Below are 16354 nucleotides of genomic sequence, written 5' to 3'. Positions count from 1 at the left end.
GTCTACCTCATGATGTTAAATATTTTTATAAAAGGATAAATCAGAGGTTAATTGCAAATTATTTGCAATTTTTACCCCCAGCTTTCATGTTTTTGAGAAGGCTGCTTATATGATCACTTAATTAAATCTTGACTCTGGCATTGAGATAATAACCAGCGAAGACCATCAGTTATGTTAGGTAATTTTAAAATCTGTGCGGCATTGTTAAAGTAGCTCGCCATGCCTTCATAACAGCCGGTGATAGTAGCAAATTTATCATGCCAAAAGAAAGTATAAATTAACTCACTATACTTTGACATTGGCTCGGTAATTGCGCCGAAACTAACAACGTCTTCTGCATTTACTTGTGCACCAAGTTCTTCTTTAAGTTCTCTACCAAGGGCATCAATAGGTTGTTCACCTTGCTCAATTTTCCCACCAAACTCACACACATAACCTGGATATGTAGTAAAATATTGTGGCCTTTGTTGCAGTAGAATTTTGTCCTGTGCAGTTAAAACTAAACAGCCAACATAACATGCTTTAAATGATTTGTTACTTTTGGCAGGATCAATAATAATTACATTTTCTTTCATAATCATGGCTCCAAACCACTAAAACATTAAAGAAATTAACAAGGGTTAACCTCTCTTGCTTAGTTTGAAATTGACCTTTTTATGTGGTCTACTAACTGATTTTTTGTGCAATTAAAAGACCAAATAGACCTGGGATGGGTCTTCCCAATTCATCTTGCTTATGCAGATGCCCTACCGATTCTCTATATTCGAGAATAGACCATCCACTGTCTTGATACATATGATAGAGTTCCTCTTTTTGAGGCAGGAAAGTAAAAAAATCTGGCAGAGAATAAAGCTCTGATTGAATAGGAAATACCAGAAAATGATAACCATTCTTCTTGGTAGATTTTTGCAGTTCAGTTAATAAGTCTGGGATTCGCTGCGCATTTAAAAATTGCAAAGTGACCGTTGAAATAACTAAATCATAATAGATTGGTTCAAGAATCAACGGTCGATTTAAATCATGAAATAAGGTATCAACACCAGCAAGATTTTCTTTTTGGACTATATCTGCAATTGCATTTAATGCAGATAAGTTATTATCAATCCCGGTGACTTTATGCCCCATTTTTGCTAAATAAAGTAAATTTCTACCTGAGCCACAGCCTATATCAAGTATTGTTAGAGCTGGCAAATGGCGCAAATAACTCTGATAGATAGACATTAAATCGCTGTGTATAGTATTTAAACTGTATTTTTTATTGAAATAACGATGAGCCATACAATAAAAATTAAGCGTTGCCCTAAAAAATTTACTGATAGGAATAATCTTATGCCATGCTGCCGGCGGGATAGACAATTGAGGATGTTCTCGATTTACCCGAGTACATAACAACTCCCGGCCTTGTCCATCCAGAAATATAAAATCAACCTCTCCTTCCTCTAAGAAAAGCCGAGCCCATGTTCCTTCTTTAGTACTATGCTTATCAAGAAAAAATTTCAACTTGCCATGACTGTCAATTTCTAGTTGTTTATAACACACTAACTCATTGTATTCTGCTGGCATGATAGGCCTTTAATTGTTTTATTAGCAATTTTCATTTAAATCTGTAAGTTTTATCAAGTCACGATAACATAAATCCTTCTCTTTACTGCATTTTAGAATGAATGACTTATAACTGTATTTTTGAAATAGCGATTATCTAGTTCTATAATTGTACATATTTGTTTATTTTAAGCATATCAATTATGTTTGTAATAAAATTTCCTAAAAACCCACTTATTTTGAAAGTTAAAGTCAATGGCCCATTTATTAGTGTTTACGTCCCACCAGAAGAGGTAGAAAATTTTCAACACAAGTATGAAAAACTATTAGGTAACTACTCTGTTTTATCCATTGGGGAAGGACCTCTTCATGATTTTGCACACTCTTCCCACAATAAACATCTATCGGGGTTCTTTAGAAAATCAAGTCATGAACACTTTCATTTTATTTTACCTAAAACGGCTAATGAATCTAACTTAGCAAAGTTTTTAAATTTTTTAGACGATAAAGACTTAAGCCAAGAACAAAAGCACCAAGTTTTAGAAGGATTTAAGGAATCTAATAAAGTAAGTTTAAAGTCATTGTTAAGTAAAATAAAATCTTATCATTATATGCTGTATTCAGTAGATATGCGCGAAACTCAGTCTTTAGAGAGGATGCCATTATTCGCTGAATTTATTGACAAATTAACTCCTTACTTAAGTAAGGAGTTGGATAATTCAGTTAATATATCTCCAACAAGCATGATTAAGATTGGTGATCAGTTTGTATCTACACTTGAGGCGTACAACAACTTAACTTCTTTCTTTGCTCATGTAAAATTGTTATCTAATTTTCAAAAGCTCATTACAAAATTACTCAAAAATAAAGAAGTAGCTGCTGATGCAGGTATTGTGACTAAGTTAAATGAACTTTTTAATTCTGCAGCGAAAATCCCACTTACTAACTTTAACAAATTATCACCAGCTCTATACAAAGAATTAAAAAAACAATTTCCTTTTATAGATGATGATTTTAATAATCTATATGAAGCACTTAAACAACAATTAGGAGATTTATTAAGAACTGACAAACTCATTTTTACGCCCCCAACAAGTTACTCTTCCGAGGTCGGTAGTTCTTCTGGGCATACCAAGCAAATAGAAAAATCGAAAAAAATATCACAGGCTAAAGGAAATCATGATATTGATAATAAAAAAGAAACAAATCAAGACAAAATGGATAACATTAAAACCTTGGCAAGTGGCTCTCTTTTAAGATCAAATAGCCTTGAAAAAAAACCGAAACCAAATACTCCCCTTGATAATTTGGATTCACCTAATAAAAATAGACCATAATTTATTAATGCGTCATTTCGCTTAGTTGTGCTATTTTTTTAAACCATATCCTGTTCTAAATATCCAGCCAATGATACACAGGCAAATGACTGCAAATATTAGAATCATGGTTATGCTGATGTTAAGACTAACATCAGCATGCTCATAAAAACTCCAGCGAAAGCCACTCACAAGATATACAACTGGATTGAGGAGTGAAAACTGGTACCAAAACGCTGGTAGCATCGTAATGGAATAAAAACTGCCGCCTAAAAATGTCAACGGCGTGATGATAAGCAGCGGAATTAGCTGTAGTTTCTCAAAGCCATCAGCCCAAATGCCGATGATAAAGCCGAGTAAACTAAAGGTCACGCTGGTCATAATGAGAAAAAATATCATCCAGAATGGATGCATTATTTGCAGTGGCACAAAAAACCAAGAGGTTGAGAGCACGAGGATACCAATAATTACCGATTTGGTAGTCGATGCTCCGACATAACCTAGCATCACTTCAATGAAGGACAATGGTGCTGAAAGAATTTCATAAATCGTTCCTGTAAAACGTGGGAAATAAATGCCAAAGGAGGCATTAAATACACTTTCACTAAGCACGGTAAGCATAATAAGACCAGGAACAATAAAAGCGCCATAGGGCACACCGTCAATGGATTGCATACGTGAGCCGATGGCAGAACCAAATACAATAAAATAGAGTACCGTAGAGATAACAGGAGCCGCAATGCTTTGGCCTAGGGTGCGTAAAGTTCTTGCCATTTCAAAGCTATAAATGGCCCAAATGCCACGAATGTTCATTTTACCTCAACTAGTTCTATGAAAATTTCTTCTAAACTTCTTTGGCGTGTATAGATGTCTTTAGGTCGAATACCATGTGACCTTAGATCATCTAAAAGGTCAGAGATATCATGCTCCGTTTCAGCATCATAAGTCAAAATCAATTGGCAATCGTTTTCATCTTTAGCCAGGGTCAAAGGGTAAATTGCCAATTCTCTAGGAATGGTCACTAAGGGTTTCTGCAATAAGAAAATCATCTGGCGCTTGCCCATTTTTTGCATGAGAACTCTTTTCTCTTCCGTTAAGATAAGATTACCATAGTTAATAATACCTATGCGATCGGACATTTCTTGCGCTTCTTCAATGTAATGAGTGGTAAGAATAACGGTTACTCCGGTCTCTCGTAAGCTCCTCACCTGGGCCCACATTGATTTACGCAGCTCCACATCTACACCTGCTGTTGGTTCATCAAGAAACAAAATCTCTGGTTCATGCGACAAAGCTTTAGCAATCATCACTCGCCGTTTCATCCCGCCTGACAAATTTCGAATTTGCTCATCTTTCTTATCCCACAGTGAAAGGCGTTTAAGTACTTCTTCAATATACTTAGGATTGGACACTTTATTAAATAATCCTCTACTAAAGGTCACCGTATTCCAAACAGATTCAAACGCATCAGTGGTTAGTTCTTGCGGCACTAGACCAATCGCTGCACGCGCTTGCCGATATTGTCTGATGTTATCGTATCCAAATACCTTGATGGCACCGCTGCTAGGCCGAGCAATTCCACATATGGTATTAATCAATGTTGTCTTACCTGCACCATTTGGCCCTAACAGCGCAAAGATCTCACCGCGTTTAATTTCTAAGCTGATGTCATTTAGCGCCTTAAAGCCATTACTATAGATTTTGTTGAGTGCGATGATAGCAATAGCAATCTCGTTTTTCATTGTCTAGCCTAAATGATTATGCGAAAGTAACATTCTATCATATCTAAATGAGAGCAAACCCCACGCTAGTTCTTTGGAATGGAAATTTCCCTCCTGGGTAAAATATTAATTATATCGGATTTTCCCTATCAATTTATTAGCAATAAATTCTACTTTATTATCTACCCGCAAAATAATTCCTCTATCTAATTGATAGATAAAATAGGCCGGCTGCCATGCTTTATTTGTATATATAGATATAGGCTTTTTTTCATAAAAATTGACGTCAAGGCCATCTGTAAATCCTTTTATAAAATAAATTATTGAGAAAATAAATAAGAACAGGATATGTAACATGATACTGCCATATTTATTTATAAAATTCTTATTACTGGCGAGATATGCCCATAAAAAAATAATTAAGCCAAACAAGGCATAGTAAAGAAAAATTAACAATAACGAAAAATTAGAAGTAAAGTAATATAATAGAAACCCAATGGATACTAGAAAAAAGGATAGAATAAAAAACCAAAGTTCTTTACTGAATTTAGTATGTTTTTTTTCTGAAGAATTAGTATTTTTAGTATACCCGAAATAGCTTACTTCAAAAAAAAAGTAGCCAATAATGATTGGCATAAAATCCCCAATTATATCTGGAGAAAATTTAATCAAAGCGCCTATTATATCTATAAAGGTAATCGGCAATAAATCAGTTGAAACACCTGTAGCATTAAGAAAGCCTGCCATGTAAATAATGGATGTTAGGATAATTAAACCAAATACTAATGAGATTATGCTTCCTAGAGATTGAAAGAAAAATTGGTCTAGATTATTTTCAAGAATTAAGTTTTTTAGCTTATTTGCCAATTCCATTACTCCTTAATTTAACCATGTGAGGCTCTTTAGTATTTCCATCTAGCGAAGCTAACTTATTTTAAGTATACAAAAAAATTATAATTAGCAGAGGACTGATAAACTTTGTAAACTGAGCTGCAATTTATTACATCACCCACATTGCCAGAGCCATGCCAATCATCATTAAATTTTCTGTCAGTGAAATAAATCCCAAAGGCACATTACTGTCGCCACCAACGCAAGCACATTTTAATTCACGTTTATCGACATAGACTGCTTTAAAGACGGAAATAGCGCCTATTGTTCCTATAAACAGGGCAAGCGGAATTGATATCCAATGAAATGCGCCTGCAATCATTAAGACGCCTGCTAATGCTTCGGCAAAAGGGTAAATGTAACTGTAAGGAACCCAGCGTTTAGCCAAAAGGTCATAATTCAGAAACATCAGTGAAAATCCTTCAATATTTTGTAATTTTAAAAGCGCAAGTACAGTCATACTAAAAGAAATAAACCAACTTAGGGCTCGCAAGGTAAAAAAATGGCCAGTGACAGCATAGCTTGTAGCAAGTGCCATAAGCGCGGTTACTATAAAAAGAACAATGACAGGACGATAACTTGTTTCCTGCTTATTTTGTATTTTTTTGCCAAAATAGCGACGTAGATCATCATAGCCGCCTATCCGTTCACCATTGATAAAGGTTTGGGGTGTTGTTTGTACGTGATGTTCCGCTTTAAATGCCTCTACTTGCTCACGACTCGTTAACCATTTATCTTCAACGCTATAACCCTGCCATTTTAATAAGGATTTCGCTTTAATGCCGTAGGGACAGGTGTGTTTTGGCATGACCATACGATAAAGAATTGCTTTTTGAGCCGCCCTATTACTCATTTAGGTACTCCATAGATTCATAATATATATAAAGTATGTACTATAGTACGAAGTTAAGCAGGAGTAATAAAACAATTAGGAATTGGCTAAACTTATCGTGGTTAAAATTAATCTACTCGGCGGCCTGGTTTAAATTTTAGAGGTTTCCGGTAATAATAAATAATCAATAATAGACTAAATTTCCCTAATGAAACGTATTGTGATTTGCTGTGATGGAACATGGAGCTTTCCTGACAAGGCCGTGAATGGCCTATCAGTAAAAACAAACGTCGCTAAAATTGCTAGTGCAGTGCTTGAAACAGACGCAGACATAAAACAATTGATGTTTTATGAACCCGGAGTTGGCACGCGCGGTAACTGGTTTAAGCGAGCTATTGATGCTGCTACTGGCAGCGGTTTATCTGAAAATATGCTGAATGCTTACCGTTATCTTATTCACAATTACGAACCCGGCGATGAGCTATTTTTTTTTGGCTTTAGCCGAGGAGCTTTCACCGTTAGAACCTTAGCAGGGATGATTCGAAATTGCGGTATTCTTCGTCATAATGCTATGGATAAAATAAATAAAGCATTTGAACTTTATCGGTCACGCACTAAGGATTCACACCCAAAATCAACTGAATCCACGCTATTTCGGCGCACCTATGCCTATAGTAACATTACACCGATTAAATTTATTGGTGTTTGGGATACCGTAGGCGCTTTAGGAAATCCATTACTGCTTAATGGTATTGTTACCAAGCCTAATAGCTTTCATGATTATGATTTAAGTTCTACGGTGGAATATGCTTATCATGCACTAGCGATTAATGAAGAGCGTTGGTTCTTTCAACCGGCGTTATGGCTAAAAGACAAAAAGGATACTCACCAAACTGTGGAGCAAACCTGGTTTATTGGCGGTCATTGCGATGTGGGTGGGGGTGCTCTCTTAGCTGGTTTATCTGATATAGCACTTACATGGATGGCAGAGAAAGCTAAAGGGGCTGGTCTAAGACTTGCGCAACTGGGCACGCATCCTGATTTTATGCAACCTTATAGCTCGTCTAGGCGTGGTATTTATCGATTATTTCCCGCCTATCATCGCAAAATAGGCGAGCCTGTTACTATCGTAGGAAAAGAGCGTTGCGAATCCTTACATCCTTCGGTTCTTGAACGTTAACAACGCGATAAGGCTTATCGCCCGGCAAATCTAGTGGATTATTTAAAAGACCCTTAACAACAAATTTTAAGAAGCTTATTTTTGATTTCTAATTAACAAACAATTAAATAATTCATTCACCTCTTAGGCTGAAATAGCTATTATTATCATTTTGTTCAATCAAGTTATTTAATTCTGCAATGATAGAATGAAAATTCGTTTCAACTGACTTTTGCTCCTTAAAAAAAGTATTGGATTGCCGATAATAGCTAGGCACTTGTGATAGGCTAGCTACACTAGCCAAGCATAATAAAAAAACAATACTTAAATAATTCATTAGACCATCAGCAGGTAGTCCTAACTCTTCAAAGGTTTTTTCAGCAGTGCTCCGAAATAGTAATGGAGAAAATGCAATTAGAGCAGAAATTACAAGTACACAGCGGATGTAAAAAGTTGGCGATTGCCCAATCGAATTTCCTAAACTAAATCTAAAAGGTAAATATGTTTTCGCCTCATTAACAAGCTGAGCTCGTTGCTGTTTAAACCAGTTTAAATCATAGAGTTTTTGGCTAACATCATCTTGTTGGTTAAATTGATGTATGAGACAAATTAATAGATGTGCTCGAAATAAAAGAGATGCCTCTTTTTCATCAATCTTTGTTAATGTATTCTCTCTCACACAGACGGTAGGGTCATAGTATTGCCGATAAATTATATTCCCAAGGCTATTTTGCTCTTTTAAATTTAATTCAATGCCAGTAAATAATTTTTTTAAGGCAGTATAAAATAGTAGGTGTTCTTCAAGTTCGCCTAAATTTGATGCAAATTCAAGTTCAACGATATTCTTTATAAGAAACCTTTGCATGTTGTTTAACATAGGAGTAGCTGCAATAACAAATAAATTAGTTTATCAATAGTATTTCTTTTAAGGCAATGTTTTACAAAAATTCCCCAGTACTGTTTGATTGCTATATTTTAAGGGTTTAAGCTAGAGCTCAGAGATTTTGTGTTGAGATTTTATATCTTTGTCACAGTTGTTATTTTAGCTTAACTATTTAGAGGTTGCTCGTAAGTAACAGAAAATGCAACTGATTTTGTAGTGGCATAATGAAAAAGACCACATAATTTATTACTAAATCCTAACTATACATTTTCCATTTTGACCTAATCTATATGATATCACCGTCTGAAATTTTTACCAAAATTACATTATAAATTTTAGATTATTTAACATATTAATCATATTTCTTAAAGATATTTTAATCTAATTTTTGTCAAAAAATTCTATTCTTAATAAGTATAATATTTCTTTAATATTTATCATATAAAATAGGTAAACTAACTATTAATATAGTAATGTTAATTATTATGAAAGGTAAAAGCCAAAAATCAGTAGATAATGTTAATAATAAGCGCCAAAAAATTAATCATGAATCAACTTTAAAAAAATCACTTAATAAAGAAAGAAAACTTTCCAATCATAGTGGTTTGCAAAATAATTTTTTTGAGTGGAAAATAATGTCAGAAGGATTCGAGGATGAGACATTTTATAATGATGAATTAAGTTATGAGGATAAAGAAGACAAAGATGAAAGCAAAGATGAAGAGGAGGATAATGAAACAATAGTCTGCCTTAAAAGCGGGAATATTTTAAAGAAAAAATTTGAATGTAATATAGCAAATGATTTACAAAGCGGTGAGATTTTTTATATCTCTACTAGCGCACAATTATTCTCATTTGATGAAAAAACTGCAATAGAATTAGCAGTATGTGGTGGTAATATTTATGCCATGCTACTAGGAGAAGAGCAGCCATATTATTTAGTTGGCCAAGGTGAAAAGAGCTTCTATTATTATCGATTAAGCTCTAAAGTTAATATATTTGAGCAAGCTGAAGGTGAATCTATTTTTAGATTTAATAAACCAGTAAGTCGTTTCATATCCTCCTTAGTTATCAGCTACTTTTTAGGAGATAATGATATAAGTAATGTTGTACTAGTTAAAAAAGATGATCAGTTTTTGGTGGTTAGGATAGATCCAGAATTTTGTTTTTCATCTTATTTTTTCAATACAGAATATAATAATCAATCTAGTATATTGGCTGAGTTAAATTTTCTACTCAAGTTAAATGATAAAAATTGCTCTAATAAGAAACAATTACAGTATTTCTTATCGCACCAGAAAGAAATAGATTTTTTTCAAAGTTGTTTTAATGATCACAAACTACTTAGTACTGACAATTGCTTAAAGCTTTTAAGTTCTCCACTCAAAAAGCAAGAACTATTGTTAGCATTAAATAAAATTGTTGCAACACCTTTTCAAGATTTTGAAAAAATTATCGATAATACATTAAGTGACAATACAGTTTCTAAAAAATTAAAAAAAACCTTAGCGAAACGTCTAGATTTTTTTAAAAAAGCGAATGAGCAAATACAAAAACAACAGATTTTTTCAGAAAGTAAGAGCGGTAGTAATCAGCAGTTTTTTCAACCAATACAAGAAGCGCCTTTAAAAAAAGCAGAGAGCTTTGACCAACGTTTCAGTAGAAAATAAAAATTCTTGTGAAGATTGGCTTACTCAAAAGTTTGATCAAAAGATTTTGAAAAAATTGCAAAGCAATCCTATAACAGAGAGGGATTTTTTAAAATCAACGAATTCTAAATCAGAAGGAGATATCTAAAGCTTTACCAGAAAATATTACAGGTCACTACAAGGAACTGTAACAACTTTTGACCAGGGTAGTTGCTTATTTATTTGATAAACATTTACAAGAAATTAACTTATGCCTACACTCAATATACGTATTAATTAAAAAGACTGGCAATGGTTGCCCTAATAACAATAAAAAAAAATGAAGAAGCTGGCACAAAAGCTACTGTGATTGCTAAATTCGATAATATAGTCAGTGCGCCGATACAACGTTTTGCACTCTACAGTAGTAAAGTGGCAGCAGGCTTTCCTTCGCCTGCTGATGATTACTTAGAATTAAGTCTTGATTTAAATGAGTACTTAATTAAGCATCCTGCTGCTACCTTCATAGTTAGAGCACAAGGCGATTCAATGCGTGATGCTGGGATTCACAACGGTGACTTACTGATTGTTGATCGAAGTATTGAAGCAACCCATGATAAAATTGTGATTGCTGCTTTAAATGGTGAATTAACCGTTAAGCGTTTATTTCGCAAGGATGGCGCTGTTCGTTTAATACCTGCTAATAACACCTACTCACCTATTGATATTACCGAAGATGTGGAGCTCGTCATCTGGGGTGTAGTTACCCATATTATTCATCAGGCCACATAAAGATGTTTGCCTTGATTGACTGCAATAACTTTTATGCCTCCTGTGAACGTCTCTTTCGGCCTGATTTAAGTACCAAGCCTATTGTGATTTTATCGAATAATGATGGGTGTGTGATCGCGCGTTCTAATGAAGCAAAAGCGCTTGGAATTGCTATGGGTGTACCTTATTTTAAGGTAAAAGAATTATGCGACTTGCATGATATTACTCTTTTTTCATCGAATTATACGTTATATGGGGATTTATCAGCACGCGTTATGCGAGTCATTGAAGAGGCTTGGGATAATGTTGAAATTTATTCGATTGATGAGGCCTTTCTCGATTTAACAACGCTACCGAAACAAAACATTGATGCATTTTGCCAAACTCTCCAGCAAAAGATTTTAAAATATATCGGGATTCCAACCTCCATTGGTATTGGCGCTACTAAAACTTTAGCGAAAGCGGCTAATTTTGTGGCTAAGAAAAAATTAAATACTCCAGTCTTTAATATTACAGGCCTTGAAACATATTGGTTAGAGCAAACAGGCGTGGGTGATATTTGGGGGATAGGCAGACAATGGCAAAGACGGTTAAAAGGGTTGGGTATTATGACAGCTAAGCAATTGGCAGAGCAGAATTTATCATGGATTAAAGCGCACTTTAATGTGATATTGCAACGCATAATTATGGAGCTTCAAGGTATTTCATGCCTTACTCTTGAAGCCATTGAACCTAAACAAAGTCTAGTTGCGTCGCGCTCTTTTGGACACCCCCAAACTCATTTACCATCCATTGAAGAAGCGATTAGTCATCATTGTGCAACAGCCTGGGCGAAGCTTCGCAAGCAAGAATTAGTTACCTACTATATGTCCGTATTTCTTTATACCAATCGCTTTGATGAGCACCTTAAACCCTACTCTAAATCACTCAGTTTTCGGCTAGTTAATCCAACGGATGATCTAAGAAAATTAACAACATTTGCTAAACAAGCCGTAAAGCGTCTTTATAAGGAAGGTGTGCCTTATAAAAAAGGGGGCATTATGCTCGCTGAATTAACGCCTAAGTCAACTGTGCAAATGGATCTATTCCTGCAACCATCTAATGTAACGCTCGCAAAATCTGAAAAGGTGATGTCTGTCATAGAATTAATTAATGAAAAATATGGCAATCGAGCTATTCGACTGGCAGCTGAAGGCTTTCAAAAAAATTGGGCCATGAAGCAAGAAATGAAAAGCCCGGGTTATACAACTTGTTGGTCAGAATTACCTTATGCGCAAGTAAAATAATAAAGCTAATTCAATTTAGCACATTAACTATTTGCTAACTATAAATAATCTAGAGCTGTTTTCTAACCTAGATCTCAAGCTCACAACAACCATAAAACTAGCTATGAGTAGCCTATTGGCTAATTCCACGTAATTATTAAACTCATTCGTTAAAAGGTATGCCCTTCCCTTTCTGTGCTATTTTTATTTAATAAAACATTTTTAAATCACTTAACCCAATATTTACTGTTTAAAATGAAGTCTGTGTAAATTATTTCGGAGGTTTTTATGAAAGAAAAAGATACAATAGAGCTAGAAAAAATATATGGCTCATTAGCAGTTGCAAATAAATTACGACGAATTGCAGATGCTATTGAGCAAAGCAAAGGCTTTCAAATACAAATAAATAAAAAACGTATTTATGTACCTGTTGATGTCTATGTTGAATTTGAGTATGAAGAAGAAGAAGGTAATGAATACGAGCTGGGAATAGAAATAAAGTGGAAAAAAGATAAAGGTTAGTTTTTCTGATTAGGTGGTAATTAAAATAATAGGCTTAAGACCACTTTTGCAAAAGTTTGACCTCTCTAGTTATTATTTGTCTATTGGTTAGGAAAACTTATTATCCAAAAATAAATATCTATAAATTAAAAAAAATTATCATTAGTAATATTGTTTTGCATATTTATTTTAACTTTTTCAACAGCGCCCTTTTCTTCTTACTATTATTGCACTATAAAAATATATGCTTAAGGATATTTTAAAATATTAATTGTTAACCATCTCAAAGGAAGAAAACATGAAGATAAATATAGCAATACTTACCGCACTGATTTTAGCCAATACAACTGCTTTTGCAGATTCAACTCAACCACAAGTTAGTATTCAACAGGCAATTTCAGCAGCTGAAAAAGCAGGGTATACTGATATTCGAAAAATTGAATATGAGCATGGTCAATGGGAAGTTAGAGGAAGAAACGCTCAAGGCAATAAATTTGAGGTAAAGATTAATGCAGCAACCGGCGCTCTCACCAAAGATGAAGATTAAATTACGGCTAATTTTAACTTACTCGCATCAAGCATAATGGTGCGAGGTTTGTAAAGTAAAGAAGTTTATTTGTTCTGCATCTTCCTGTAGCTAGCAATAAAAATTAGTATGTTCTTAAAAAACGCACCATCATCATTTCTTACAAATCCGATATTTAATACCATATTTACCACGCCAATCATGAAAGTAATACCACTTACCTGCATAAATTTAAGGTTAATTTTTGTAGCGAAGCCATTATATATTTAAATTATTTTCTACTTTTTCAAAAGATTTAATATGTTCATGTATGGCCGGATTTTTATGCAAGTTATCACGTATTTTTTGGAATGTATTATTGCCTGCTTTAATACATGCATTAATAATATCACGAACATACTCCGAGCAATTAATATTAGTATTCTGGCTAATTATTTCTTTAATCTCAGTTAATGCTGCAACTATACTTTTTTCATCTGTATGATCAATATCTCTCATAATTGTTTGAATCTTTGTAATAATAGGGGGAATAGTACCATCCTGGCTACGGACTAGCTTTTCACTGGTTAACACGCTAAAGACAGCTTGAATATTTATATCTCTTTGATTTTCTGGTATTTTTATTATATTGATTTTATATTTTATCTTGTCAACAATAGGTATTTCTGCTGAACTTAAGGCTGTATTCTTATTTGAAGAAAACTCTTGTTTATCAGCCACAAGCTCTTTTTTCACTTCAGATAATGTCGATTCAAATCTAGTTAGTCTCTTCGATAATATAAATTCCTTATTTACTTTATCAACTAAAGAGGCCGCAGTTTTTGAAAATTTTCCTTCCATGGATCTTGGGAACCATTCTTTAAGAAAATCTTTTTCAAAGAGCTGTTTTCGCATTGGCTTACTATCAAGCCCTTCCCTTAGCTCATTAGCCATGCATAAAAGAGCCCACCATTTTCGACTCATTAACTCAGCTTTATCCGGGTTCTTAGAAGTACCCCATGAGTATTGCATAAACTGTAATTTATAATCATCTAATTGCTTGCTAATCTCCCGCAATGCAGGATTACTATGTGTTGAGAGGTTAGCTGTCAAAGAAGAATAATGTTGTGCGTCGCTACCACTTGTAGGTATTTTTGCAGTCTTATTATTAAGATGTAATTTCATATTTTCGCGCTGCATTAAATCAATTGATGGAAATCTACCTTTCATTAATTCATCGTTCACTTGATCAATTAGATCAGCACTATTAGCTTGTAGTTGAGTGGGTATAAACTCCTTCTGATATTGTCTATCAAAATGAATATCTACCCTGTCTTGGATATTTATATCTGATCTTATAGAGCAAATTTTTTCCATATTTGCTGTTTGCAATGATGTATTAGTTAAATTGATTGGATTCCCTTTTTTATCAATAAACAATGTTATTTGCTCGGGTAAATGCTTAATATCTAGGTGAGGGTACTTATGACTAAGCCGACTAATCATTCGCTCAGTATCATAAGTATGGATTTGAGAGATATTCCCTCTAATAACACCATTTCCCCAAATCAATCTCATCCTGTTATGACCCTCTTTTTGCTGGTCAAAAATAAAATTTTCTAACAGTTGGTGTTGGCGCATTTTCATATGGCGCTGAAACTCCCCTAGCAATGACTACTTCGGAAGAAGTAATTTCACGAAGTACTTTAGTTTGATCTAAATTATTTTGATAACGCTCGTATTGGGTTATTGGCATGGAGATAACTGATCATTACTGGATATATAAAATATATAGTAGATAATTAATCGGCATGGCAAGTTAAAAGTATGAACGTTGAGAATACTTAAAAGGATGAAAGCAACTACAATATTGAGAAAGGGTATGAAAAGAAAAGTATTAAGCAAAAAGGATTCATTCTAGATTATGGGCTTTTAAAGAAAGATTTTTATGTCATTTCAGCATCCAATAACTTTACTATTATATACGTGAAAAAAATAGTTGCTAAACCTTGTAGTGTACATGCTTATTTTTGGCTTTATTATCCGAAAGACGCTCAAAAAAAAATGGGATCCTATTGTAACGACAATCAGCAAATCATTGCAATTCAATACACAGAAATGTCAGGCGATTATAAAGTCTCCAATTAAGAGCTTAGGGTATATCAAGACAATTTTGTGACCCTCTTTATGATAATGTATAAACTTTTTTACTATAGTAACTACACACTTTTCATAGCTCTCCAGTAAATTATTATTAGCTTTGTAAGCGTTTCTTAATATCACCAACCAAACTGTCTTGATTAGGATCAATAGATAAAACAGGCTTTCCTTCAGCAAAATCTAATGTGTTTAAATCAAGCCAGATAATATTTGGTGTCGTCGTTGGGCTAAAATAATAAATTTTATTGGTCATATCAGCAACTGATACCCAACGAGTAGGCCAAGCATCTTCAGTTTTATTACCTGACGTATCAACTGCACCAAAAGGTACCATCGCAGTCCTCATAACTGACAAAACGCCTGCTACGGTCTCTTGTATATTATTAGGCGCCGGCAGCGTTTTTAAATAGGTTGCTACCCTAACAAAACGGCTTAGTGGATCACTATCACCGGGTAAAGGTAATTTCCCACCAAATGATTTGTAACGCTTTAGATTAGCTAGCTGAATATTATAGGCAGGTTCATTAGTCATGGTCGTATATTGGGGCCCGTGATAAATTACTTTTTTACCATTAATAAACTCAATCACCGCAGCATCCCCTGAAGAATCTTGAATATTAAGATGTAGGGGCCATTTTTGATTAGAAACAACCGTTGCTATAATTTGAAACTTATCCGTAGCGGCTATAACTTCATTAACTGTTTTATAATTATCAAGTATATATTGTGCCCATAAAGTATTTGAAATGGCAGGGCGTGTTTTATCTCGCTCTTCATAAGTGGAACCCGTTAGGTATAAAAGATGGGCAACTAAGCCATGTTCATTAATGCCATCAGACGCTGCTGTTGAGTTAAATTCACTTACTACAACATTGCCATATTTGGATTTCCATTCTAATGAATTATCACCAGCATCACCATGGCGAGCTGTTCCTCGAGGATAAACAATAATTTTGGGCAGATCGGGCTTAAATAAATCCACCGACCGAGCAACAACTTTAGCTTCTGAATTATTATTCCAAAATGCAGTAGTACAGCTGTAGGAAGCGCTTACACACAATAGTAAACAACTGTATAATATCCCTTTCTTCATTTAAATTCCTTTCTAATTTAAACTGTTAATCAAACACCAGCTAGCGGTTTACTAACAGTCATTACGCCATAGGTTTTTCATTATTAA

Annotated in this window: 16 protein-coding genes; 7 read left to right on the top strand and 9 right to left on the bottom strand. The window is 34.2% G+C overall.

What is annotated here, in order from left to right:
* Positions 1-113: 113 nt before the first annotated feature.
* Entirely contained in the window at positions 114-575 is a 462-nt protein-coding gene (locus DYE47_RS15165; protein WP_115304290.1) for an NUDIX domain-containing protein, read from the bottom strand.
* A 91-nt stretch (positions 576-666) separates the two neighbouring features.
* The gene (gene tehB / locus DYE47_RS15160; protein WP_115304289.1) at positions 667-1563 is read right to left on the bottom strand and encodes an SAM-dependent methyltransferase TehB; all 897 of its coding nucleotides are present in this window, start codon (positions 1561-1563) and stop codon (positions 667-669) included.
* 182 nt (positions 1564-1745) lie between these two features.
* Between tehB and DYE47_RS15155 the strand changes: the two genes are divergently transcribed.
* Complete coding sequence (locus tag DYE47_RS15155) at positions 1746-2879, top strand: hypothetical protein (protein WP_115304288.1); 1134 nt, start codon at positions 1746-1748, stop codon at positions 2877-2879.
* Positions 2880-2909: 30 nt separating this feature from the next.
* Here the strand turns inward: DYE47_RS15155 and DYE47_RS15150 are convergent, their stop codons facing one another.
* From DYE47_RS15150 to DYE47_RS15135, 4 genes are all read right to left on the bottom strand, one after another.
* Positions 2910-3671, bottom strand: coding sequence for an ABC transporter permease (locus DYE47_RS15150; protein WP_115304287.1), 762 nt, complete (start codon positions 3669-3671; stop codon positions 2910-2912).
* On the bottom strand, positions 3668-4600 hold the full coding sequence (locus tag DYE47_RS15145; protein ID WP_115304286.1) for an ABC transporter ATP-binding protein: 933 nt from the start codon (positions 4598-4600) through the stop codon (positions 3668-3670). Before DYE47_RS15145 ends, DYE47_RS15150 begins: the two co-directional genes overlap by 4 nt.
* Before the next feature lie 105 nt (positions 4601-4705).
* Positions 4706-5446, bottom strand: coding sequence for an MFS transporter (locus tag DYE47_RS15140; RefSeq protein WP_131750115.1), 741 nt, complete (start codon positions 5444-5446; stop codon positions 4706-4708).
* A 133-nt stretch (positions 5447-5579) separates the two neighbouring features.
* The gene (locus DYE47_RS15135) at positions 5580-6323 is read right to left on the bottom strand and encodes a MauE/DoxX family redox-associated membrane protein (RefSeq protein ID WP_115304284.1); all 744 of its coding nucleotides are present in this window, start codon (positions 6321-6323) and stop codon (positions 5580-5582) included.
* 187 nt (positions 6324-6510) lie between these two features.
* Here DYE47_RS15135 and DYE47_RS15130 point away from each other — a divergent pair, with 187 nt between their 5' ends.
* Positions 6511-7482, top strand: coding sequence for a DUF2235 domain-containing protein (locus DYE47_RS15130; protein WP_115304283.1), 972 nt, complete (start codon positions 6511-6513; stop codon positions 7480-7482).
* Between the two features lie 112 nt (positions 7483-7594).
* Here DYE47_RS15130 and DYE47_RS15125 read toward each other — a convergent pair whose 3' ends face one another.
* Positions 7595-8326 carry a hypothetical protein gene (locus tag DYE47_RS15125; RefSeq protein WP_131750116.1) on the bottom strand — a complete coding sequence of 244 codons (732 nt, stop codon included), beginning with the start codon at positions 8324-8326 and terminating at the stop codon, positions 7595-7597.
* A 503-nt stretch (positions 8327-8829) separates the two neighbouring features.
* Between DYE47_RS15125 and DYE47_RS15120 the strand changes: the two genes are divergently transcribed.
* The 5 genes from DYE47_RS15120 (at position 8830) to DYE47_RS15100 (ending at position 13056) form a co-directional block, all read left to right on the top strand.
* A complete protein-coding gene (locus DYE47_RS15120) occupies positions 8830-10014 on the top strand; it encodes a hypothetical protein (protein ID WP_131750117.1) in 1185 nt (394 codons plus the stop codon).
* Positions 10015-10284: 270 nt separating this feature from the next.
* Entirely contained in the window at positions 10285-10764 is a 480-nt protein-coding gene (locus tag DYE47_RS15115) for a LexA family protein (protein WP_115304280.1), read from the top strand.
* A gap of 2 nt (positions 10765-10766) precedes the next feature.
* On the top strand, positions 10767-12029 hold the full coding sequence (locus DYE47_RS15110) for a Y-family DNA polymerase (RefSeq protein ID WP_115304279.1): 1263 nt from the start codon (positions 10767-10769) through the stop codon (positions 12027-12029).
* Between the two features lie 267 nt (positions 12030-12296).
* Positions 12297-12530: an amphi-Trp domain-containing protein gene (locus DYE47_RS15105; protein WP_115304278.1), complete on the top strand. Its 234-nt coding sequence runs from the start codon at positions 12297-12299 to the stop codon at positions 12528-12530.
* Between the two features lie 277 nt (positions 12531-12807).
* Positions 12808-13056, top strand: coding sequence for a PepSY domain-containing protein (locus DYE47_RS15100; protein ID WP_115304277.1), 249 nt, complete (start codon positions 12808-12810; stop codon positions 13054-13056).
* Between the two features lie 237 nt (positions 13057-13293).
* Here the strand turns inward: DYE47_RS15100 and DYE47_RS15095 are convergent, their stop codons facing one another.
* A complete protein-coding gene (locus tag DYE47_RS15095) occupies positions 13294-14661 on the bottom strand; it encodes a hypothetical protein (protein WP_131750111.1) in 1368 nt (455 codons plus the stop codon).
* Positions 14662-15268: 607 nt separating this feature from the next.
* The gene (locus tag DYE47_RS15090) at positions 15269-16267 is read right to left on the bottom strand and encodes a linear amide C-N hydrolase (protein WP_115304275.1); all 999 of its coding nucleotides are present in this window, start codon (positions 16265-16267) and stop codon (positions 15269-15271) included.
* Positions 16268-16354: the final 87 nt, after the last annotated feature.

The sequence above is a fragment of the Legionella beliardensis genome, assembly GCF_900452395.1.
Lineage (GTDB): Bacteria > Pseudomonadota > Gammaproteobacteria > Legionellales > Legionellaceae > Legionella_C > Legionella_C beliardensis.
The sequence above is the reverse complement of the archived record's forward strand: the minus strand, read 5'-3'. Positions and strand labels throughout refer to the sequence as shown.